Source organism: Haloarchaeobius marinus (assembly GCF_051207415.1).
GTDB lineage: Archaea > Halobacteriota > Halobacteria > Halobacteriales > Natrialbaceae > Haloarchaeobius.
Genome location: NZ_JBPKGD010000001.1, coordinates 1131797 through 1153395 on the forward strand (window position 1 = coordinate 1131797; position 21599 = coordinate 1153395).

A 21599-nucleotide genomic window follows, 5' to 3' on the forward strand; every position below is an offset into this window, starting at 1 on the left:
TACACCAGAGAGCAACAAATGAACTACTATCTCAGACGGACAGCGCGGATTCCGCTGACCATCCTCGCAGTCGCATCGCTCACGTTCGGGCTGATACGACTCCTCCCGGGTGGACCGTTCACGCAACTCCGGATCCAGCTCGTCCGTCAGGGCGTTCCGAACGAACAGGTCGACGCCCGCATCGAGGCGCTCCAGAACATCAGACCCGATGCCCCACTGCACGTCCAGTATCTCGACTACATGGTCGGGCTCGTCCAGCTGGACCTCGGTCAGTCGATCTCCCTCAACGAACCCGTGATGGACGTCCTCGCACGGGCACTCCCCTGGACGGTCTTCCTCGTCGTCACGTCGACGGTGTTGATGTTCGTCGTCGGCGTCTTCATCGGTGCGGTCCAGGCGTACTGGGAAGGCTCGACGTTCGACACGGTCGTCTCGGGGGGGTCGACCCTCCTGATGTCCGTCCCGTACTACATCTTCGCCGTCATCTTCCTGTACGTGCTGGCGTTCCAGCAGGGGTTCTTCCCGACGAGCGGCGCGCACGCACGGGGCCTCACGCCAGCCGTCGGACTGGAGTACTACGTGAGCGTCCTGCGACACGCCGTGTTGCCGATTCTCGCGTTCACCATCGGCGGAATCGGGTCTACGGCACTCAACATGCGGGGGAACGGCATCCAGGTGCTCGGCGAGGAGTACGTCGAGGTCGCTCGACTTCGCGGCCTCTCCGACACCCGCATCGCGACGCGGTACGTCGCCCAGAACGCCATCCTGCCGATGTACACGGGCCTGCTCCTGTTGATCGGGTTCCGACTCGGCGGGACCGTGATCCTCGAGGAGATATTCACGTACCCGGGGCTCGGCGACTACCTGATCGCGGCGGTCAACGCGAACGACTATCCGCTCATGATGGGGTGTTTCCTCGTCATCACGACGACGCTCGTCGTGTCGGTCTTCGTCGCGGACATGACGTACGGACTGCTCGACCCACGCATCAGCACGGGTGAGTCCGATGGCTACTGAGTCGGAATCGTCGTCGGAGGACATCGACTGGCGCTCCGGCGATTCGTCGGTCGAGATGAGCAGTCGGGACCGACTCGAGGAGACGTACCGACGACAGGTGTACGAACCGGCAGTCGTCGCGTGGTCGGACGCGCGCACCCGATTCGGAATCCTCATCCTGAGCGTCTACGTCGCGATGGCGGGCGTCGAACTGTTCGGACTCTGGCGCGACCCGAGTCCGAGTCAGGCCGGGCGACTCCTCCCACCGTTCCAGAACTGGTCGTATCCCCTGGGGACGACCCAGTCCGGCGTCGACCTGCTCGCGCTCATCATCGACTCGACCCCGTTCATCCTGTCGATGGTCGTCGCAGGTGGCGTGTGGGCGACGGGCGTCGCCATCGTCGTCGGCACGGTTTCGGGCTACAAGGGCGGTGTCGTCGATACCGTCATCATGTCCATCTCCGACTTCTTCATGGCGATTCCCGGCCTGCCACTCGTCATCGTCCTGGCCATCACGTTCAGTCCGAAGAACCCCGTCTTCCTCGGGGTGATCCTGACCATCAACTACTGGGCCGGGCTCGGGCGTTCGATCCGGTCGCAGGTCCTCTCGATTCGCGAGGAGAGTTACGTCGAGGCTGCCCGGACGATGGGCACGAGCACGCCGCGAATCATCCGCAAGGACGTGCTCCCGAACATCATGCCCTACGTCATGGTGAACTTCGTGCTCGCTGCACGCTACACCATCTTCGCCTCCGTCGGGTTGTACTTCATCGGCGTGCTGCCCTACTCCGGACAGAACTGGGGCGTCACGTTGAACAACGCCTACAACCAGGGTGGCCTGTTCACGATGCAGGCACTACACTGGTTCCTCGTCCCGATAATCGCGATCGTCGGGCTCTCGTTCGGTCTCATCCTCGTCAGCCAGGGGATGGACCGGATATTCAACCCGCGGGTACGCACCCGTCTCACGGGCGAATCCGAGTCCGTCGAGGAAGAACACAGCACGTCGACGACGGAGGTACTCTAGATGGCAACCGAACGTTCATCCACCGACGCGGCAGTGACGGACCGAGGGGTCGACGACCCGATCCTGGAGATACGGAACACGAACGTCACCTACAGTGACGGCGAGACGTACGTCCTCGACGACGTCAACGTCGACATCGAACGCCGGGAGGTGCTGGGAATCGTCGGCGAGAGCGGCAGTGGGAAGTCGATGTTCGCCTCTGCGCTCCTCGACGCCGTCCCCGACCCAGGCGTCCTCACCGGACAGATTCGATACAACCGCGAGGACGGGACGTCCGTGGACGTCCTCGAACTGGACGACGAGGAACTCCGGCAGTTCCGCTGGGAGGAGGTGTCGATGGTCTTCCAGGGCGCGATGAGTTCGTTCAACCCGACGATGAAGATCGGCGCCCACTTCAAGGAGACGCTCCTGAGTCACGACCGGGACGTCGACGACGGAATGGCGTTCGCCTGGGAACTCCTCGAGAACCTCTACCTCGAACCGGAACGTGTCCTCGATTCGTATCCCCACGAACTCTCCGGCGGGATGCAACAGCGGGCGCTCATCGCCCTGAGCATGGTGCTCGACCCGGAGGTGCTCGTGATGGACGAACCGACCGCGGCACTCGACCTGTTGATGCAGCGGTCGATCCTGCAGTTGCTCGAGACCCTGCAGTCCGAGTACGACCTCACCATCGTCTTCATCACCCACGACCTCCCGCTGGTGGCGTCGCTCGCCGACCGGATGGCCATCATCTACGCGTTCCAGTTCGCAGAGATCGGGCCACGCGACGAGATAATCGGCAACTCGGCACATCCCTACACCCGGGAGTTACTCAACGCGACGCCGAACGTGGACGCACCGCTCGAAGACATGCAACCCATCGAGGGGGAGGGGCCCGCACCCGTGAACGTCCCGACCGGCTGTCGGTTCCATCCACGATGCGAACTCGCGACGGAGGAGTGTCGGACCGAGAACCCGGCGTTCGATGCGGTCGACGTCGCCGGGACGCATCGGGCGGCGTGTCACCACCGGGAGACTGCCCGCGAGGAGATTCCACTCAACTTCGGGCAGTCGGGCGACGAGCGTTCGTCCGACAGTCCGTCCCCGTCGACCGACGAGTCGGGGACCGGCCACGGCACCAGCGACGACGGGACGCCACTGCTGTCGCTCGACGACGTGGAGGTCCACTTCGAGAAGGAACAGGGACTGTTCGAGCGGTTCACCTCGGACCCCGAGACGGTCCGGGCAGTCGACGGCGTCTCGCTCGACATCGAGGAGCAGGACCTGGTCTGCCTGCTCGGGGAGAGTGGCTGTGGCAAGACGACGCTCGGGAAGACGATGATCGGCCTCCAGCGCCCGACCGGCGGCTCCATCGAGTACGAGGGAACGGACATCTGGGAGGCGAAGCGTGGCGACGGCGACGTCCCGTTCAGCGAGATCCGGTCGTCGCTCCAGATAATCCACCAGGACCCCGGGAGTGCGCTGAATCCGAACCGGCGCATCGTCGACATCCTCTCGGAACCGCTCCGTCACACCCACCCGAACATCGACGGGGACGAACGCCGGCTCCGCATCCGGTCGCTCCTGGAGCGCGTGGGGATGTCGCCGCCCGGTGACTTCCTCGACCGCTACCCGCACCAGCTGTCTGGCGGGGAGAAGCAACGCGTCGCCCTCGCGCGGGCGCTGCTGATGGACCCGAGCGCCATCCTGGCGGACGAGGCCATCAGTGCGGTCGACGTCTCGTTACGCATCGGCATCATGGACCTGATGCTGGAACTGCAGACGGAGTTCGACACGTCGTTCCTGTTCATCTCGCACGACCTCTCGAACGCGCGCTACTTCGCCGAGCACGGAGACGGTCGCATCGCCGTGATGTACCTCGGCGAGATCGTCGAGATCGGGTCCGCCGAACGGCTCATCCACGACCCGCGCCATCCCTACACGGAGGTGCTCCGGTGGGCGACGCCGTCGCTCGACCTCGAGGCGATGGAGGCGACGGACCCGCCCATCAGAGAGATCGACGTCCCGGACCCGGTCGACCCGCCGTCTGGCTGTCGGTTCCACACGCGCTGTCCGGTCGCGCGCGAGGCGTGTCGCGAGGAGAAGCCGGCCCTGCAGTCCCTGGACGACGGGGACGGGAAGGCCGCCTGCTTCCGCGAGGACCCGGGCCACGCGTACTGGGACAGCGAACCCCTGGCGGACTCGGACGGGAGACCGGCCGACGGCGACTGAGCCGAGACGCTGTCCAATCGGTGTCCCCTGTCACACGCTTCGATGGCCGACGTGGGCCAGGACGCGGTCGGGTCCGACCCCACGGAATTAATACGCGACAGGCGAACGGTACCACCATGAGACGGTACGAACCCGAGTGCGTGGATGGGACGCTGTGGCTGGTCTCGGACGCCGACAGGGTCGAGGTCGGGACGGTCGACGACGTCGTCGACGCAGTCGGCGGCGAGACGTACACCATCGAGTACGACGAGGCCCAGCGCAAACAACCGTGGCTGGACACGGAGGACGGCGAACTCACCGTCGACGTCCGCGAGTCGGTGACGACGATGTCTCACACCGGAGAATTCGTGTCTGCACTCCGTGACGTGGACATGGGGACCGACCGATACGGCCTCCCGACCCGGACGGTCGAGTTCGCAGACCGGTTCGTCGACATCCTCGACGCACAGGGCGATTCGTGACGGTCCGTCTCTCCCGGGTGACGATGGGTTTATCTTGGTTCACGTGTCACTTCGACCACGATGCAACGAGGACTAGTACTCGTCGAGGAGAGTGCCGACCATCGCGAACTGCTCGTCGAAGCGTTCGAACACGCAGTGGGCGCACAGGCAAGTCTCGTCTTGCTCACGACCATGACCGAGGACCAGTTCGAGGCCGACGCCGAGACGCTGGAGTCCATCGGCCGGGTGGAGAACACGAACTACGCCAGCGACTCCGTCCTCGACGGCGCAGTTGCCGACGTCACGTCGTTCGTCGAGGACGACGTCCCGGACGCGGTCGACGTCACCGTCGTCGCCCGGGCGACGGACGACCCGGCGGCGGCGCTCCTCGACGTCGCGGAAGAGCGAGACTGCGACCACGTGTTCCTGTTCGGGGAGCACCGGTCGCCCACGGGCAAGGCCCTCTTCGGTGACGTCGCCCAGCGTGTCGCGCTGAACTTCGACGGGTACGTCACGCTCGCGACGCGCTGAAACGGGGACCGCCGACCGGGACTGCGACCCGCCCGTCGTCGGGTCCGAGAGACGAGTGGAACGTGCGAGCGGTCCCGACTCGTCCTGCTCGTCGGAATCGATCACGGAGGAGACGGACGTCTCGGCGGGCAGAGACGTTCCACGATGTCTGCGGACGGGTATCCTCGGACGTGGGTACGAAGGACTCCTGCGTTCCGGCCGCGACGGGCATCAGAACGGTGACTGTTCAGACGCCCGTCGCGGCACTGGTCGAACGCGTCTATCCGGGGTAGCAGTATCTGGCATGACAGGTGCCTGGGCTCACTGCCAGGAGCCAGTACGGTGTTCGTCGACGGCCATCATAAGGTTTTGTATTCAGACAGTATCGACGTCGACGAATCGTCCCCGCCAGTCGAACGCTACAGCCCGAGCAGACGGGCGTCCCGGGGCCGTTCGGAATCGACGGTCTCCGTGACGAGCAGGCTCCCCAATAGTAACAGAATACAGGCACGAGATACATACAATAGTTGATATCACTGGCGCCCGGTCGAACGGGACGCCGAGACACGTCGAGGTTGTCGGGAACGAGTGGCAGTCGCGGACACCGAGTGCGAACCACGGCGCTTCGAGCGCGTCGAGGGATTGCGGTTCGAGCGAACGGGCCCGTGATGACAGCGTTCTCACTCGGTCTGGATGACCGTCCGGGTCGACGAACCGACGGGAACCCGGTCGAAGCACGGTTCCGCACGCCGAACCGACGATTCGACCAGGTTCGCGACTCTTGGGGGAGTGCTCCCCCGGCGCTCGCCGATGGTTTCGGCGTTCGTCCGTCGAACCGACGTCCAGCGTGACCGTCGACCCTGCAACGAACGAACGTCGGTCCAGGGTAAAACAAATATGTAATCTGTTAATAGATACTTATCTTTTCTGTCTGGTGTCGCGCTCGTCGTGGTGCCGAGTTCCAGGTCACGAACCTCCGTCGACCTGCTCGTGTACCCGCTCCAGAATCGTATCGATGCCCTCCGATTCTACCGTCCGGAGCGTTCGCACGACCGAGGGGTCGAGGTGCGGACTCAGGACGAAGAACCCCCCACCGGTCGCAGTCGCTCGCAACACCCAGCGGGCGACGGACCTGGCGGCCGCGACCCCGACGTCGGTCAGGACGACCGCGACGCGCCACGCCTGCTCGCGGCCTTCCGTCATCGAGCGCAACGTGAGGGACTCGTCGAACCGGCCGAATATCGCATCGACGTCGTCGACGCCCGCGGCGTACGTCCGTTCGAGCACCTCCTGCTGGACGTCTACCAGTCGGGCCAGGATGCCGTTGATGGCCCTGTGGTCGGCGTACTTCTGGTCCCGGTTCGGGTCGATACCGACGTCGTGGAGGGCGAGCGCCAGGTCGTGGTTGATGTGGGCGTTCACGCCGAGGAAGGCGTCCTGGACGACGAGCGTCTGACCGTCGACAGCAGAACCGAAGGCGAGACGCCACGGGTCGGGGACGGCATCGAGGTTCCCGCGTTCGAACGCGAGAAACGCCCGGCGGTAGTAGTTCGCGAACGTGACGAGGTAGCGTCGCATCCAGTCGGGGTCCGCGAACCGGCCGCCACGTATCCCATCGTGGACCTCCCGGGTCATCTGCACGTAGATGGTCAGGAAGACGGAACGCCTGTCCTCCCGGTCCCGCAAGCGCGTTTCGAGACGCGAGAGGCGGTCGGCAGCGTCCGGTATCGAGTCGAAGGGGCGGTCGACCGGGCCGACGAGTGCTGGGTCGGGCGTCTCGGGTGGGTCGAACCGGTCAGCGTCGCCACGAATCGCGTGAACTATCGCCCGGAGAGTGGTGCTGTCCAGCAACCGGGCGGTCTCGATGTAGCCTGCCATGGGTGAACGACGATACCCCGTTCTCGGGCCGGCACTAAATACGTCGGCCAGCGGTCATAGTGAAAGGCTTTTCTCGCATAGCACGGAACGTACGTCCGGTTTCCCTATGGTCGCGATTCAGGGCGTCCTCCTCGGACTCGTGCTGCTGGGACTCGGACTCCTCGGCGTGAGACACGCCTACGTCATCACGCGGTTCGAGGAGAACCTCGACGCCATCGGCAGCAGTCGGCAGGTCGGGAGCGTCGAACCGGCCGACTGGAACGTCCTGCTCACGAAGGTGATCGGTGGGTGCGTCGCTGCTGGCGGCGTGATAACCGTTCTCCTCGCCCTGTCCGGGTGAGGGCCACGCTCGGGGCCCGTCACGTCTGTCACGCGTCGAGGTACCTCGACGACGGTCTCTGGTGCCCGGGCCTGGGTACACTCGGCTACTGACCCCCGGTCTTCGACGGACTGACGTTCCGGTTCGCCCGGAACACGTTGTCGGGGTCGTACCTCGCCTTGACCTCTCGAAGTCGGTCGAAGTTGTCGCGGTAGGTCGCCCGGACGCGCTCTGGGTCCTCGTCGGCGGTCTGGAAGTTGACGTAGTTGCCGCCGGTCGAGAACGGTCGGAGCCGGGCCCACGCGTCGCGAACCCACTGCTGGTACTCCTCACCCTTCGGCTCGTCCGGGTCCCACATCCCCGCGACGCCGTACACGAACTGGGCGTCCCGGTTGCCGACGGCGCCGTCGTCCCACTCGCGCTCGTTGAGTGCCCCGCCGATGTGGGCGACGACCAGTTGCGCCCCCGGGATGGGGCACTCGTCACCGAGTTCCTGCACGGTCGAGAGCAGGTCGTCGCTCAGTTCGGCCGCGAACTCGGTCTTCCAGTAGTAGTGGTTGCCCTTCGGCTGGGTGGCGTCGAGGTACGACTGCAACTGGGTGTAGGGCTGTTCCTGCAGGATGTCGACCACCGGTTCGCCCAGCGCCCGAATCGGGGCGAGCGCCTCGTCGACCTCGCCCAGGTCGCCGGTGTAGCAGACGGGCATGGCACAGATCAACTCGCCGTGCCACTCGTCGGGGACGAACGGTGCAGGCGGGGCTCGTCGGACGAGGTGGAACACGGTCAGCTCCCTGGGAGCCTGGGCCGTGATATCCCTGTAGGCTTCGAGTATCTCGTCGGCTCGTTCGAAGGGCCACGCGATGAGCCCGCCGTACACGGTCGGTCCGACGTCGTAGAGCCGGAAGGTGAAGCTCGTGACGACGCCGAAGTTGTGCCCGGCACCGCGGAGCGCCCAGAAGAGGTCCTCGTTCTCCTCGCGGCTGGCACGCCTGACCGTGCCGTCCGCGGTGACGACCTCGACCTCGAGCAGGTTGTCGACCGTCCACCCGTACCGGCGGGTGAGGTAGCCGAAGCCGCCGCCGAGCGTCAACCCGGCCAGACCAGTCTCGGAGACGAAGCCGAGTGGCGTGGCCAGTCCGTGGAGCTGTGTCTCCCGGTCGAGGTCCGCGAGGAGGCACCCGGCCTGGGCCGTCGCAGTCCGGGAATCGGGGTCGACGGTCACGCCGGTGAGCTGGGACATGTCGATGGTGAGGCCGCCGTCGGCCAGCGCCGTCCCGGCGATGTTGTGGCCGCCGCCGCGAACCGAGAGCGAGAGGTCGTGCTCGCGCGCGAAGTCGACGGCCGCAGCGACGTCGGCGGTCCCCGTCGGCTGGACGACGAGCGCTGGCTCCTTCTCTATCATGCCGTTCCAGATGGTCGTCGCCACCTCGAACCCCGCATCCGACGGATAGAGCAGCGGACCGCGCACGCGCTGGCTGAACGTCTCGACCGTCTCCTCGGACAGCGTCACGGTCGGGCCCTCGCGAGTGACGATGCTCGTCTGGGCGTCGGGACCTCCGGTCGGTCTCTGTCTTGTCATTGTCTCCTCCTCGAGAGAGGTACGGGGGCGGAGAACGTGATGATTCCCAGTGAAATATTTCACGGCGTGAAAGCCGCCGTACAGAGCGCCGACCCCGACCGGTCACGTGACGGGCGTCGACGGGAAGAGCTCCGCCTTCTCGTCGGCGTCTATCGGTCGGGCGTCGGCGAGATGTCGTTCGAAGACGGAGACGGCCCACTCGCGGGCCTCGACGGCGTCGGTATCGACGACGGCCTCGAGCATCCCCGTCTCGGCGTCGTGACAGCAGAGGCCGATGCGGTCGTCGAAGATGCCGATTCCACACCGGTTCTCGTCGGGCAGGTCGTCGTGCAGGAAGATGGTACAGTTCTCGCACGCGGCCGCCTGTGCGACACGTTCGGGGTTCCACGCGATGGTCGCTTCGAGGACCTCCGGGGAGTAGATGTACTCGAAGTCCATGCCACTCAGGACCCCTCGACAGACGGTCTCGTTGTTGATGGACTTGAAGACCGTCGTGCCGAACCCTCGCATCGCGGTGGTCTCCTCGATGAGTTGCGAGATGCGTTCGACCGGCTGGTACGGATAGCCCGGTCCGGGATACGAGACCACCGCGTCGGCGAACAGGTCGACGGAGAACCCCTCCATCTCGCGCGGGAGCCACCGCCAGACGTCGCGTAGTTTGCGCTCGGTGCGCATCGCACTGCGGAGGTCGGCGAACCGCTCGGCCACGAACCCGCCCAGGGGCGTCAGTTCGTACGTCGCACCGTCTCTGGTGATCCATCGACGGTCCTCGAAGTTGCCCAGGATTCGACCCACAGTCGGCGAGGACGCACCCGTCGCCCGCTGCAGGTCCGCCCGGTCGCAGGGGTGTCGTGCCAGTGTGTCGAGCACGCCGGCACGATGGTCCGACCGCGCCAGGAACTCGATTTCCTCGATCGAAGCGTCCATGCTAGCGCTACTCATGCCCGGATAATAGGTCATCCGGTGTGTGTCCATCGTCCGATTCGGCCGGTGGACGGAACACTTGGGGTCGCCGAGACGACCGGCGAGGAACCGGCCGAAACGAGCCTTACGCGCCGGGGACGCCCAGCGCCGACACCGAGCCGACGCCGAGCAGTTCCAGGGCGGCGAGCACGACGACGGCGGCCGCCCAGGCCGCCGCCCCGGTGACGACCGCATCGGTCCAGCCGCCCGGGTAGCGCCACCGGATGACGCCGACCCATCCGGCGAGGGCGAGCAGAGAGCCGATCAGGGGGACCCAGGACAGCAGCGCCCACGCCACCGCGCCGAACAGCGCCGTGACGACGGCGTGTTCGTACGTCAGCCCACCGGGAGTATCCCGGTAGACGGCGTGTCTGGCGGCGACGTGTATCGCGGCTCCGCCGACGAGCAGGCTGGCTGCGAACACGACGAGTCCTTCGAACGGGTCGAATCTAGCGGCCAGTAGTGGGTACTCGAAAAACATGGTGAGGTGAGTCGTTCTGGTTCAGGCGCTCGCGCCCGCAGCGTTCACCGAGGCAGCACCGTCGTCGGGGGTGAGTTCGCTGATGGCGTCACCGAGCGTCCCGCTGAAGTAGCCATCGAGGAAGTCTCGAATCTCGTAGTGTATCTCGACGACGTGGTGGGGAACCTGGTCGGGCATGTCCACGGGGGGCCCTTGCGCGTTGTTCGCGTTGGACGGACCGTTGTCGCTGGGGCCGCCACGACGGTCGTCGTCATCGTCGTCACTGCTGTAGTCCGGATCGTCGGTGTCGTAGTCCGAATCGTCGGCGTATGGCTGTGCCGAGACGCTCCCGGCAACGGCGACGGCCACACCCGCCGTCGCTACGACTGCCACGAGGGCGATTACGACAATCTTGTTACGTTTCATTGTTGGGGGTGCCTCCAGTTCGGCCTCGGAGTGCAGGGGTCATGAAAGGTGGAAACTGTCCACGCGGGTTTATCGACGTTCAATCCGTTCAGCAGGGTTCGAGGCGTCCGAAAACGAAGGTCTGAGCCCGCGGCACCCGGTAACCTTTCCGACGACCACCCTAACATTAACACTTCTACATGTTGAAACCGGGAATGGCATGGTAAACACTAGCGACCGAAGTGACAAATTGAACGAAGTCAACCGACGGAACGTACTCGCGGCGACGGGCGGCGGACTCGCCGCGGGCTGGCTCGGCCTATCGCAGGTCGGGACGGCGGCCGCGGCGGCCGCCGAGACGGTGACCATCCTCCACGACAGCCACTTCCACGGCCGGTTCGGGGACCCGAACGACGACACGGCGATGGACATCGCCCGGTACCAGACACTCATCGACCAGCGACGCGCTGCCCGGGAGAACGCGGTGTTCCTCGGCAACGGCGACGACCTCGCGCCGTCGATTCTGGGGCTCGTCCACGAGGGCGAGCACATGATCGAGGCGCTGAACTACATGGACCCGGTGGCCATCGGGGCCGGGAACCACGAGTTCGACTTCGGTATCGACGTCGCGACGGAACGGTTCGGCGAGAGCGAGGTTCCCTGGGTGGTCGCCAACCTCCTCACGCCCGACGGGAATCCGATTCCGGGGACGGAGCGTTGGGTGACCCGCGACGTCGGCGGACTCACGCTCGGCATCTTCGGGAGCGGCGTCGAGGACTTCCACGGCATCACCGACTATCCAGCGGACCACCAGGTGCTCGACCCGGTCGAGGCGAGTCAGGAGGCGACGGCCGCGCTCAAGGACGCCGGGGCGGACGTCGTCGTGCTCGCCTCCCACACGGACCACTCGACCCACTACGACATAGCGGCGGCGGTCGACGACCTGGACGCTATCGTCGGGTCGCACTCGGACGTCACGATGGACGCGCCCGAGGTCCACGAGGGGACCGTCATCAGCGAGGTGGGCGACGAGTTCGCACACCTCGGCGAACTCACGCTGGACGCCGAGGGCAACCTCGTCGACTGGCAGCGACACGACCCCGACCCCACCGCACTCGCCCCCGACGACGGGATGGCCGACATCGTCTCGACGTGGCGCGCCGAACTCGAGGCGGAACTGGGGCAGGTCTACTTCACCACCGACGTCGAACTCGACTCCCGGTTCGCCACGAACTACGCCCGGGAGAGCGCGCTGGGGAACCTCATCTGCGACCTCACGATGGAGTACGTGGAGGGCCACGCACCCGGCGTGGACCAGGTCGACGCCGCGCTCCAGAACGCGGGCGGCATCCGGTCGAACCAGGTGTACGGCCCGGGCGGCATCACCGCACTCGACTGGCTCGACATCCTCCCGTTCCCCAACACCATCGTCACGATGGAGGTCTCGGGGAGTACCCTGCGGACCCTCTTGGAGAGCCAGGTCGCGGCGCTCCCGTGGTCCTCGTTCGGCGCACAGCAGTCCGTCCAGGTCGGCGGCATCCAGTACGAGTGGACCGGTCACTTCGGCGACGGCGAGGTCGAGAACGTCTACGTCGGGGGCGAGGCGCTCGACCCGGACGGGACCTACACGTTCGTGACGAACTCGTACGTCGCCGGGTTCGACGAGCTGGCAGACGCCGACGTCGTCCACGAGTCCGACAGCCTGCTCGGGCCGATCACGCTCGACCTGCTCGAGTCGAAGGGCGAGGTCTCTCCCCGCGTCGAGAACCGTATCCTCCGGGTCGACGACCGGACGGACCCACAGGCCGTGACCGTCGACCGCGACCGCGTCAGCACCTTCCTCGAGGTTCCGGGGTCCATCGAGCAACCGGTCGAGGGTAGCTTCTACGCGGTCACGCGGACCGGCGAGCGCGTGGAGGCCCAGGCAGTCCGGGGCGACGGCGAGGACGGCGTACTCAGGGCGGTCTTCGACCGCGACGAACTCACCGCGCTCACCGAGTCCGGGGAACCGGCCCTCCGCGTGCTCGGCGGGTTCGACCCTTCGGAGGCGTACTACGACTACACGGCGGACGACGGGAGCCTGCTCGAACTCCCGGTCGCTGGCGCGTACGACCACTTCGTGCTGCAGGCGGGCATCCCGGCCGACGAAATCCCGGGGCGCCCGGGTCGCTGAGGCGACCCACGCAGCCGACCTGTCCGGTTTCCAGGTCGACCGAACCGAGCCACGCTCGCGCTGAAGCATCGTGCACGCACTCGAAGGACGAACGCCGACCGAGGAGGTGCGAAACTAGACGGTGTCCCATGAACGTATCCATGTGATTTTCGGCCACCGTCGGCCAGAATGGCGAAGGCACGTACCTCCTTCCACACCTGCGTCGATTTGGACCGCTTGGACGTACGTGCGGCCAGCGAGTACTGGTTGGACCAACGGAAAGGCTTTTTCCGAGAGCAATCGTCTGTTGGCCCACATATGTCCGAGGATCCGACCTGCGAGACCCACACCTGGGCGTCTGTCGGGGTCGTGATCCGAGACGGAGCGGTCTGCAGAGTCTGGGAGTGCGAGAACTGTCCGGTCTGGACCCTCGAACCGTTTGACCCTGCCTACGAACGAGACTGGACCGACACCTGGCTGGCCGAACGCTGATATGCTCGTCTCTGGCGGATTGCTGACCCAGATTTCTATCGGGGCGGTCGCGTTGTACACGCTCGTGACTGCGGCGAGCAGGGCGATCGGCCGGTTGCTGGCGCTCGCCGAGTACTACGACGTCGACGAGGTCCTCGTGGGGATGACCGTCCTCGCGTTGGGAACGAGCCTGCCGGAACTCAGCTCCCACCTCGTCGCGTCACTCGGAATACTCTCCGGCGTCCTCGACTACCAGGTTACCTCGGCCGTCGTCATCGGCGGGAACACCGGCTCTTCGACCGTCCAGCAGTTCCTCCTCGTCGGCGTTCTTCTCATCGGGTATGGTACGGTTCACATCTCTCGGGCGTTCGTCTACGAGAGCTATCTGCCAATGCTGGGCGCGATCGGTGTGACGATGCTGTTCGCCCTGGATGGAACGATCAGTCGGCTCGACGGGTTCCTGCTACTGGGTCTCTACCTGCTGTACGTCGGAGTGATATTCGCCCGTCGAGAGCGTACCCAATCGCTCCGGGAGGCTCCGAGTACAAATCCTCGCCGGGACGCTGTGGTTGCCACGGGTCTGCTCGTCCTCGTCTTGCTCTCTGCCTCGCTCATGCTCTCGGTCGTCGAGACGGTCGTCGACACGCTCGCCATCGGTGGATCGATGGTCGGTATCGTGACCATCGGCGTGGCCGCCGCACTGCCGGAGCTGACGGCCGTGATGGACGCCATCCGCCGGCGGTCGCCCAACGTCGCCCTCGGGACCCTCGTCGGAAGCAACATCGTCAATCCCCTCGTCGGCATCGGTCTCGGCGGCGCCCTCTCGACCTACTCCGTCCCTCAGGCCGTCATCCTCTGGGACTTCCCGTTCAAGCTTCTCGCCGGCGTCGGACTGCTCGGCTGGGCGCTGTACTGGCGAGAGGGGGAATTCACGCGGACAGAGGGTGGCTATATGCTGGGGCTGTACTTCGCCTTCGTTGCGGGGCGGCTGCTGTTGTTCCCGGGGCAGTGAACTACCACGGGGTCGAGTGGTTCGAGAGACCGTATGTCTCTCGTCATCACGGAAGATCGAAGATCTTCCGAACGACCCCGAGGCACTCGGCCTGTTCCGCCTGTAGACGGCCGAAACGTCGCCGTCGCATCAGGAACGAGCGATCCTCCCGGTCACTTCCTCGCTACTGATAGAGAGACGAGCGCATACCTCCGTCTTCAGGCGAGGGTCGAGCAACACTCGGTTTGTTTGTCACAGTGTCCTTTATTCCGGTGGCCCCCGTTCACATGGACGCTACGGATTCGGTGAGATGCCGTCTCCGAACCAGAAGGGGTGGCGAACCAGCGGTGGTTCCCACGGCGATGACACGGGATCCGATGGGGCCTCGTTGGCCGGGCCACAGCCCTACGAGGGGGAGACAAACGAGCGTTCTCCCGGTGTGTCGCCGGTTCCCTCCGAGTGTGGGTTGGAACAGACGGGCATTGCCCGAATCCGATGGTCGGACTCTACGCCCTTCAGGGCGTGGAGGAGGTCAAACGCTTACACCTCGAACGAACAAGGTATGCCGACGCACCGCCATGGTACGCAGTCGTTCATCGACTTCATGCAGCCGTACCTCCAGGCTCATCCAAAACGCTGCACGGAGTGTGGAAACGTCGCCCGCGCCTGGTCGGAGTGGCGCATAGAAAAACGTGATGAGGACGGCGTGTTTCTCGACTTCGCCCCAGAACAAGAGCGATCTCGGGGGTCGGAAGAGCGATGCGCGACGTATCTCTCGGGATCGGTTCGAATCCTCCGCACTCCGCTACGCCACGTCCGTTTCCTGAATTCATGCGACGCGAGGTGAAGTAATCGTATGCAAGAATCTACGATCGACGTCCAACAGCAGATAGCCGCCTCGGAGACACCAGGTGAGGAGTTCCAGGCACTGCCGTGGACGCGACAACGAGTCGTGTTCTTCCAGCTACCCGAGTCGATTCGGCGAGACGTACTCGACGGCATGGATCGCCAGGAGGTACGGCAATTCGTCCGCCGACTCGACCCCGACGATGCGACCGACGTGATCGGATTGCTCGACGGAGACGCCCAGGAGACTGTACTCGGTCAGCTCAATGCAGATCGACGAGAACGAATCGAGTTCCTCCTGAAATTCAGCCCGGACAGTGCTGCCGGTATGATGGATCTCGACTACGTCACCGTCGACAGGGACCACGGTTTCGAGGAGGTGGCACGGCTCGTCCGGCGCCACGAGGCCCGAACTGGGCGGTTCCCTACCGTCTTCGTCACCGATGACGACGAGGTGCTGGGGGAGTTACCTGGCCATACTCTGGCCTTGGCTGGTCACGGGCCGACGGTCATCACCGAGTATCTTCGCCCCACTCCCACGGTTCGATACGCACAGTCCGACTCGGAGGTTATCGAAGTGTTCAGAGCCAACCCCCGGAGTAAAATCGTCGTTCTCGACGAAGACGACAGCATTCTCGGAGTCATCTATGCGGACGACCTTTTGCGGGCCATCGAGGAGGAAGCCGGCCAGACGCTCTACGAATTCACCGGTGTCGACGAGCAGGAGAGCGTTCTCGATGGCGCCCTCGAGAAGGTTCGCCGGCGGTACAGGTGGCTCATCATCAACCTCGGGACCGCCTTTCTCGCTGCAGCGACTGTCGGGCTATTCGAAGACACGATCGCGGCGTTGACGTTGCTGGCAATCTACATGCCGGTCGTCGCTGGGATGGGTGGTAACGCCGGTACGCAGTCGATGGCCGTGACGGTTCGAGGCATCGCACTGGAGCAGATCTCGCTCCGGACAGGGAGGCGCGCCATCGGCAACGAGGTGCTTGCGGGGGGTGCAAACGGCGTGATTACCGGAGTTATCGTGGCTGTCATCGCCACCCTGTTCAACCAGAGCCCGGTGTTGGGGCTAGTCATCGGAATCGCGTTGGTGTTGAATCTCGTCATCGCCGGGTTCTTCGGCGCACTCGTTCCGCTCGTACTGGATCGGCTCGGCTACGATCCGGCCACGTCGGCTACTGTCTTCATCACGACCGCGACTGACGTCCTCGGGTTCTTTATCTTCCTCGGACTGGCGCAACTCGTGCTCCTGTGAATTCTCTCACTTTTCACGGCATCTGTCATCGTCTCCTTGAGGGGAGGGCGTTCGAGCGACCGGAGCTCCTCTTCATCACGAAATCCTGTTCTTCGACGTAGTCGAGTCTCTCGTCGTAGGACGTTCACTGCCGGCGTTCGCGCTCGACCGTCAGGTCGAACTCGGCGGGCGTCTCGGTGATGTCGGCGGTCGCTCGTCGTCCCAGTCTCCCTACTGCGGACCGCAGTTGCTCGTGCGCTTGGGCGACTGTAACGGCCGAGTACTCGCTCTCGTCGGTCACGTACACCGCGTGAACCGTCGCGTCGTAGAACCGTGCGGGGCCGGACCCGCGACTGACAGCCTGTTCGGCCTCGATACTTCCGTCCGTAGGGGCGAGAATTTGGTCGTACGTGGGCTCCGCTAGTGGGATCTGCTGTTCGCGGTAGCAAGTACTCACGCGGGGGTCACTCGCCTCGTTTGCCGTACGTTTCGTTCCCCCAGCCAAAGTCGGAGGCTTCGTCGTTCCGTTCGAGGTAGTCCTGCAGCGTCTCGTGGACGGCTCGACCGAGATCCTGTAACGCGACGTCGATCATCGAAACTGTGCTCGAATCGAACGACTCGGTCGCGTCCCGCTCCCGCCAGTCGTCCGGTATCGTCGGGGCGTCGAAGCGAAGTCGGTCTTCGGTCGGGTCCCAGTAGAAGTCGAACGCCTGGAACAGGCCGAGGTCGCTGACGATTCGAACGTGCCCTTCGTCGAGGTCCGTGTACTCGGTCCACTCGTTGAATCCCTCCTTCCACGCACCCTCCTGGAGCAGGTCTTCGAGATCCTCGCGGTAGAAGTCCTCTGACCCGAGCGTTTCGTCCTCCCACTCGAACTCGCGCGGCATCCCTCGGTTCGAGAGGTCTGGTGGTTCCGGAACCGCTACATCGAGTCCCATACGAACCATTACACCGTCAGAACAATAAAGTCGTGTAACGGTTCCCCGAGTCCTTGTGTCTGCGCTGGTATCGAATTCCCGGAAGGGTTCCTGTTACGTGACGGGTCGACTCCCACATTGTCGTAGACTCTGTCCGCTTTGGTCCTGGCGCTGTACGTCCGTTCGTCACGAATGGATGCGGTCGAGGGGGCGTCTCACCGTCCTACTGCTGCCGCTCGATTTGACTACCAGTCTGTTTTAACCTGCTCCGCGGATTACCACTCGTACATGAGAGGACTCCGAATCGGTTCGGCGTTCGGTATTCCGGTCCGGCTCAACTGGACCTTCCTGATCGTCCTTCCGCTCTTCGCCGTATTCATCGCCTGGGATATCGCCGAGTTGGTAGTGGTGATAAACCAGACGTTCGGCGCCACGATGGACCCGGACCAGTTGACGGAGGGGAACCTCCCGTGGGTACTCGGACTGGCTTCGGCGCTGGGACTGTTTGCCGGCGTCCTGTTACACGAGTTCGGCCACTCGTTGGTCGCGTTGCGATACGGATACGAGATCGATTCGATCACACTCTGGTTACTCGGCGGCGTGGCTAGCTTCACCGAATTCCCCGAAGACTGGCGTCACGAGCTGGTGATCGCTATCGCTGGCCCCGTCGTGAGCGTCCTCCTCGGCGTGGGCTCCTACGTGGCCTTTACCAGTCTCCCGCCGAGTGTCGACGCAGCCCGGTTCGTCTTCGGCTATCTCGCCATCCTGAATATAGTGCTCGCTGCGTTCAACCTGCTCCCCGGCTTTCCGATGGACGGCGGACGTATTCTCCGGGCACTCCTCGCCCGGAACCAGCCACACGCGAAAGCAACCCAACAGGCTGCTGCCGTCGGGAAAGTGTTCGCGTTCGGCCTGGGCCTTCTCGGGTTGTTCATCAACTGGTTTCTCATCGTCCTGGCGTTTTTCATCTACATCGCTGCTTCCGGCGAGGCACAGCAGACCACGATCAAGGCAGCTTTCGAAGACATCACCGTAAGCGACGTGATGACACCCGAAGAGAACCTCGAGACCGTTTCCGAGGAGACGCCCATCTCTGATCTCCTCGCGCGGATGTTTACCGAGCGCCATATCGGGTATCCAGTACTGCGAAACGGCGATCTCGTTGGGATGGTGACGCTGGACGATGCAGGTGCTGTCGAAGAAGTCGAACGCGATGCATATCGCGTCGAGGACGTGATGTCAACCGACCTCCACACGGTCTCCCCGGACGCCGACGCGATGACCGCCTTCCAGCAGATGCAGCAGAACGGCGTCGGTCGCCTGCCGGTCGTCAACGAGGCAGGTGACCTCGTCGGAATCGTTTCTCGGACAGACATGATGCGGGCGTTCGACGTCATTCAGAGAGGCGGACAGCCACGGACACTCGGCCAGCCGACCCCCGAACCCGGTCTCCAGTGAGAACCGGCTCTCACGAGAGATGGTGCCGTGGGAGGGTCAGATTTCGATTGCCAGGATGTCGGTGATGGCTCCAGTACTGACACTGCCAGTCCGGCCGACAAGGGTGCGACGGTGTAGGGGAACTCCCAGACCTTGGCGACGAAGATTTCGACGGCTGCCGCGATGACGAACATGGACAGCACCTTGAGCAGTAACGTCTCGGCTTCCGAGTATACAGAGAGGAGACGGGCAATAGTGGATACCGAGACAACAGCGGTTAGCGGCGTATCAGTCCCAGAATCCGGCTTCGAACATCATCGGCGGAGTCGTATGTCTGGTTGTCGGTTGGGGCAAGCACTTCTGTGAGGGACGCCGTCGAACGAGTGTTTACGAGGCTTAAACGTCGGACAGAGTCGTTCGCAAACCACTTCAGACACGTCGAACCCGACACCGCAGAAACGTGGGTACAAGCCTTCGCAGCCTTTCGCAGCCTGCTGGAATCAGCTAATCTGAACGATGCCGGCCGTGGGTGGCCCTAACGTTATACACGTTGCCCTCCTACCGTAGTTCATGGCGACGATTGTCTATCAAGACGTAGACGACACTGTATCGGAAGAGATCGACGACGAGAAACTGAACTATCGAGAGGAGCACTGGCAGATTCACCACGGCGACGACGAGTACACGTACATCCCTAGAGAGCGTGTCTACGCAGTGAAAATGACGGATCCGCACTTCCTGGAAGAGTAAGGTGATTCGCTGGTCTCTGCCGTGAGCTCTGCGCCAACTCCGGGAAAGAAAACTGTTCTCAGTGTCCGTTGCGCCATATTTCGGAAGCGAGATGAACTACCTCGGCCTGTTCCACCTGTAGAACACATATCACACACGGACACCCCAGAAGAACGCGATTCCGAGGACGGTGACGACCGACAGCAACAACTGTAACGGTGCACCGACGCGAATGAAGTCAGAGAACTTGTAGCCGCCAGGCCCGTAGACGAAGAGATTCGTCTGATAGCCCACCGGCGTCATGAACGCCGTCGAGGCCGCGAACGTCACGGCAAGGACGAACGCGAACGCGTTCGCATCGAGCGATTGGGCGGTGCTGGCCGCGACAGGGATCATCAGCACGACGCTCGCGTTGTTGCTGATGACACTCGTCAACAGCCCGGTCGCAAGATAGAAGACCCACAGGACACCGACCGCGGGCAAGAATACCGCCGTGGAAGCAACGGCGTCGCCAAGCAGCGCCGCAGCCCCGGTCTGCTGGAGAGCGATGCCGAGAGGGATGACGCCGGCAAGCAGGAAGATCACGTTCCACTCGACCGATGAATAGAGTTCGGTCGGTTTGAGGACGCCAGTGAAGACCATTGCCACGACGCCGGCAAGTGCTGAGACGACGATCGGGAGGATGTTCAGTGCTGGCAGTGCGACCACACCGGCAATGATGCCGACTGCGAACGGGATCTTCTCGCTCCGGTAGGTCACCTCGTCGAACTCGTGGGCAACGATGAAGTCCTCGTTCTCGACGAGGCGAGTGAGGCTATCGGGCGGTGCCTGCACGAGGAGCGTGTCACCGACCCGGATACGGATCTCCTCGAACCGGTCCCGGACGATGTCACCGCGGGTTCGAAAGGCGAGGACGTTCGCATCGTAGCGCTGTCGGAAGGTCGAACTCGCGAGGGTCTCACCGACGAGGAACGACCCTGACGGGATAACGACCTCGACGAGGACCGGTTCGTCCGCATCTGGATACAGGTCGTCTTCGGTCCGAGGACCGCCTGACAATGTGAGGCCCTCCGTGTCCATGATCTGTTCGAGGGTCTCACGATTCGTCCTGAGCCGGAGCGTGTCGTTCTCGCGAATCTCTTTGCGAGCGAGTGGTTCCGAAAAGCGCTCGCCGTATCGAATCAGTTGTAACACGTCGATGTCGAGTTCGTCGTCTCCCAGTGCCTCCTCGACCGTCTGCCCGATCAACGACGAGTTCGCAGGGACCACGACGTCTGCGAGGTACTCCTGGATGGCGTATTCTTCGACGAGGTCCTCGTCGGCGGGAATCCGTTCGGGGAGGAGCCGAACGCCGACCGTCATCAGGTAGGTAGCACCAACCGTGAAGACGATGATTCCGAGTTTGGTGAACTCGAACATCCCGAACGCGTGCAGACCCAGCTCGGGAGACTCCGCCCCGAGCTGAGCTGCGATATCACTCGCCAGAATGTTCGTCGAAGTTCCGATGAGCGTCAACGTCCCCCCGAGCATCGAAGCGAACGACAGCGGGATGAGCAGCTTCGACGGTGAGGTCTTGCCGTTGTGGGCGAGATCGTTGATCACCGGAACGAGGATTGCGACGACTGGCGTATTGTTGACGAACCCTGAGACCGGTCCGCTGACGCCGACTGTCGCAGCGAGTTGCTTGCGCCGGTCGGTTCCCGCAAACGCCGCCATCCTTCGCCCGATCAGCTGGACGATGCCGGTTCGATTGATCCCCGTGCTCAGCATAAGCATCGCCAGGACAGTAATCGTAGCTGGATTGGCAAATCCCGAGATTCCCTCCCGCGGAGAGATTTGCGTCCACGGTTCGAATATGATCAACAACACCATCACCAGGATCGCGGTGACGTCGATCGGGAACCACTCAGTGGCGAATAACACGAGCGCGAGCAGGATGATTGCAAAAACGACGAGCATCTCGGCCGTTACGGACGTCGAGCCGAGACCCAGGACTACAATGGAAACTATAGAGAAGGCCACACC

Annotated in this window: 19 protein-coding genes and 1 pseudogene; 11 read left to right on the forward strand and 9 right to left on the reverse strand. The window is 63.8% G+C overall.

What is annotated here, in order from left to right; genetic code table 11:
• Positions 1-18: 18 nt before the first annotated feature.
• The 5 genes from ACSC1W_RS05645 (at position 19) to ACSC1W_RS05665 (ending at position 5208) form a co-directional block, all read left to right on the forward strand.
• The gene (locus ACSC1W_RS05645) at positions 19-1017 is read left to right on the forward strand and encodes an ABC transporter permease (RefSeq protein ID WP_435345913.1); all 999 of its coding nucleotides are present in this window, start codon (positions 19-21) and stop codon (positions 1015-1017) included.
• Entirely contained in the window at positions 1007-2023 is a 1017-nt protein-coding gene (locus ACSC1W_RS05650) for an ABC transporter permease (RefSeq protein ID WP_435345914.1), read from the forward strand. Before ACSC1W_RS05645 ends, ACSC1W_RS05650 begins: the two co-directional genes overlap by 11 nt.
• On the forward strand, positions 2024-4237 hold the full coding sequence (locus ACSC1W_RS05655) for an ABC transporter ATP-binding protein (protein WP_435345916.1): 2214 nt from the start codon (positions 2024-2026) through the stop codon (positions 4235-4237).
• A gap of 116 nt (positions 4238-4353) precedes the next feature.
• A complete protein-coding gene (locus ACSC1W_RS05660) occupies positions 4354-4698 on the forward strand; it encodes a hypothetical protein (RefSeq protein ID WP_435345918.1) in 345 nt (114 codons plus the stop codon).
• Between the two features lie 60 nt (positions 4699-4758).
• Positions 4759-5208 carry a universal stress protein gene (locus ACSC1W_RS05665; RefSeq protein WP_435345919.1) on the forward strand — a complete coding sequence of 150 codons (450 nt, stop codon included), beginning with the start codon at positions 4759-4761 and terminating at the stop codon, positions 5206-5208.
• A 945-nt stretch (positions 5209-6153) separates the two neighbouring features.
• Here the strand turns inward: ACSC1W_RS05665 and ACSC1W_RS05670 are convergent.
• Positions 6154-7065, reverse strand: coding sequence for a DUF5995 family protein (locus ACSC1W_RS05670; protein WP_435345921.1), 912 nt, complete (start codon positions 7063-7065; stop codon positions 6154-6156).
• 106 nt (positions 7066-7171) lie between these two features.
• Here ACSC1W_RS05670 and ACSC1W_RS05675 point away from each other — a divergent pair, with 106 nt between their 5' ends.
• Positions 7172-7405, forward strand: a complete 234-nt coding sequence (locus ACSC1W_RS05675) for a DUF6199 family natural product biosynthesis protein (RefSeq protein WP_435345922.1) — start codon at positions 7172-7174, stop codon at positions 7403-7405.
• 85 nt (positions 7406-7490) lie between these two features.
• Here the strand turns inward: ACSC1W_RS05675 and ACSC1W_RS05680 are convergent, their stop codons facing one another.
• The 4 genes from ACSC1W_RS05680 to ACSC1W_RS05695 form a co-directional block, all read right to left on the reverse strand.
• Positions 7491-8963, reverse strand: coding sequence for an FAD-binding oxidoreductase (locus ACSC1W_RS05680; protein WP_435345923.1), 1473 nt, complete (start codon positions 8961-8963; stop codon positions 7491-7493).
• A gap of 102 nt (positions 8964-9065) precedes the next feature.
• Entirely contained in the window at positions 9066-9890 is an 825-nt protein-coding gene (locus tag ACSC1W_RS05685; RefSeq protein ID WP_435346013.1) for a helix-turn-helix transcriptional regulator, read from the reverse strand.
• 121 nt (positions 9891-10011) lie between these two features.
• The gene (locus ACSC1W_RS05690) at positions 10012-10407 is read right to left on the reverse strand and encodes a hypothetical protein (RefSeq protein ID WP_435345924.1); all 396 of its coding nucleotides are present in this window, start codon (positions 10405-10407) and stop codon (positions 10012-10014) included.
• A 21-nt stretch (positions 10408-10428) separates the two neighbouring features.
• The gene (locus ACSC1W_RS05695) at positions 10429-10779 is read right to left on the reverse strand and encodes a hypothetical protein (protein WP_435345926.1); all 351 of its coding nucleotides are present in this window, start codon (positions 10777-10779) and stop codon (positions 10429-10431) included.
• A 262-nt stretch (positions 10780-11041) separates the two neighbouring features.
• On the opposite strand from ACSC1W_RS05695, the gene ACSC1W_RS05700 reads away from it, so the two are divergent.
• The 3 genes from ACSC1W_RS05700 (at position 11042) to ACSC1W_RS05710 (ending at position 16512) form a co-directional block, all read left to right on the forward strand.
• Positions 11042-12964 carry a bifunctional metallophosphatase/5'-nucleotidase gene (locus ACSC1W_RS05700; RefSeq protein ID WP_435345927.1) on the forward strand — a complete coding sequence of 641 codons (1923 nt, stop codon included), beginning with the start codon at positions 11042-11044 and terminating at the stop codon, positions 12962-12964.
• 472 nt (positions 12965-13436) lie between these two features.
• Positions 13437-14426 (forward strand): sodium:calcium antiporter, encoded by a 990-nt coding sequence (locus tag ACSC1W_RS05705; protein WP_435345928.1) that lies wholly within the window; start codon positions 13437-13439, stop codon positions 14424-14426.
• An 835-nt stretch (positions 14427-15261) separates the two neighbouring features.
• A complete protein-coding gene (locus ACSC1W_RS05710) occupies positions 15262-16512 on the forward strand; it encodes a magnesium transporter (RefSeq protein ID WP_435345929.1) in 1251 nt (416 codons plus the stop codon).
• 124 nt (positions 16513-16636) lie between these two features.
• On the opposite strand, the gene ACSC1W_RS05715 is transcribed toward ACSC1W_RS05710, so the two are convergent.
• Entirely contained in the window at positions 16637-16948 is a 312-nt protein-coding gene (locus ACSC1W_RS05715; RefSeq protein WP_435345930.1) for a universal stress protein, read from the reverse strand.
• Between the two features lie 7 nt (positions 16949-16955).
• The gene (locus ACSC1W_RS05720) at positions 16956-17429 is read right to left on the reverse strand and encodes a DUF7992 family protein (protein WP_492764717.1); all 474 of its coding nucleotides are present in this window, start codon (positions 17427-17429) and stop codon (positions 16956-16958) included.
• Between the two features lie 267 nt (positions 17430-17696).
• Between ACSC1W_RS05720 and ACSC1W_RS05725 the strand changes: the two genes are divergently transcribed.
• Positions 17697-18866 carry a M50 family metallopeptidase gene (locus ACSC1W_RS05725; RefSeq protein WP_435345931.1) on the forward strand — a complete coding sequence of 390 codons (1170 nt, stop codon included), beginning with the start codon at positions 17697-17699 and terminating at the stop codon, positions 18864-18866.
• Positions 18867-19122: 256 nt separating this feature from the next.
• Here the strand turns inward: ACSC1W_RS05725 and ACSC1W_RS05730 are convergent.
• Positions 19123-19221: pseudogene (locus tag ACSC1W_RS05730) on the reverse strand (DUF5789 family protein); the annotation flags it as partial.
• Positions 19222-19415: 194 nt separating this feature from the next.
• On the opposite strand from ACSC1W_RS05730, the gene ACSC1W_RS05735 reads away from it, so the two are divergent.
• Positions 19416-19595, forward strand: coding sequence for a hypothetical protein (locus tag ACSC1W_RS05735; RefSeq protein ID WP_435345932.1), 180 nt, complete (start codon positions 19416-19418; stop codon positions 19593-19595).
• A 129-nt stretch (positions 19596-19724) separates the two neighbouring features.
• On the opposite strand, the gene ACSC1W_RS05740 is transcribed toward ACSC1W_RS05735, so the two are convergent.
• The gene (locus ACSC1W_RS05740) at positions 19725-21533 is read right to left on the reverse strand and encodes an SLC13 family permease (RefSeq protein ID WP_435346015.1); all 1809 of its coding nucleotides are present in this window, start codon (positions 21531-21533) and stop codon (positions 19725-19727) included.
• Between the last annotated feature and the right edge of the window lie 66 nt (positions 21534-21599).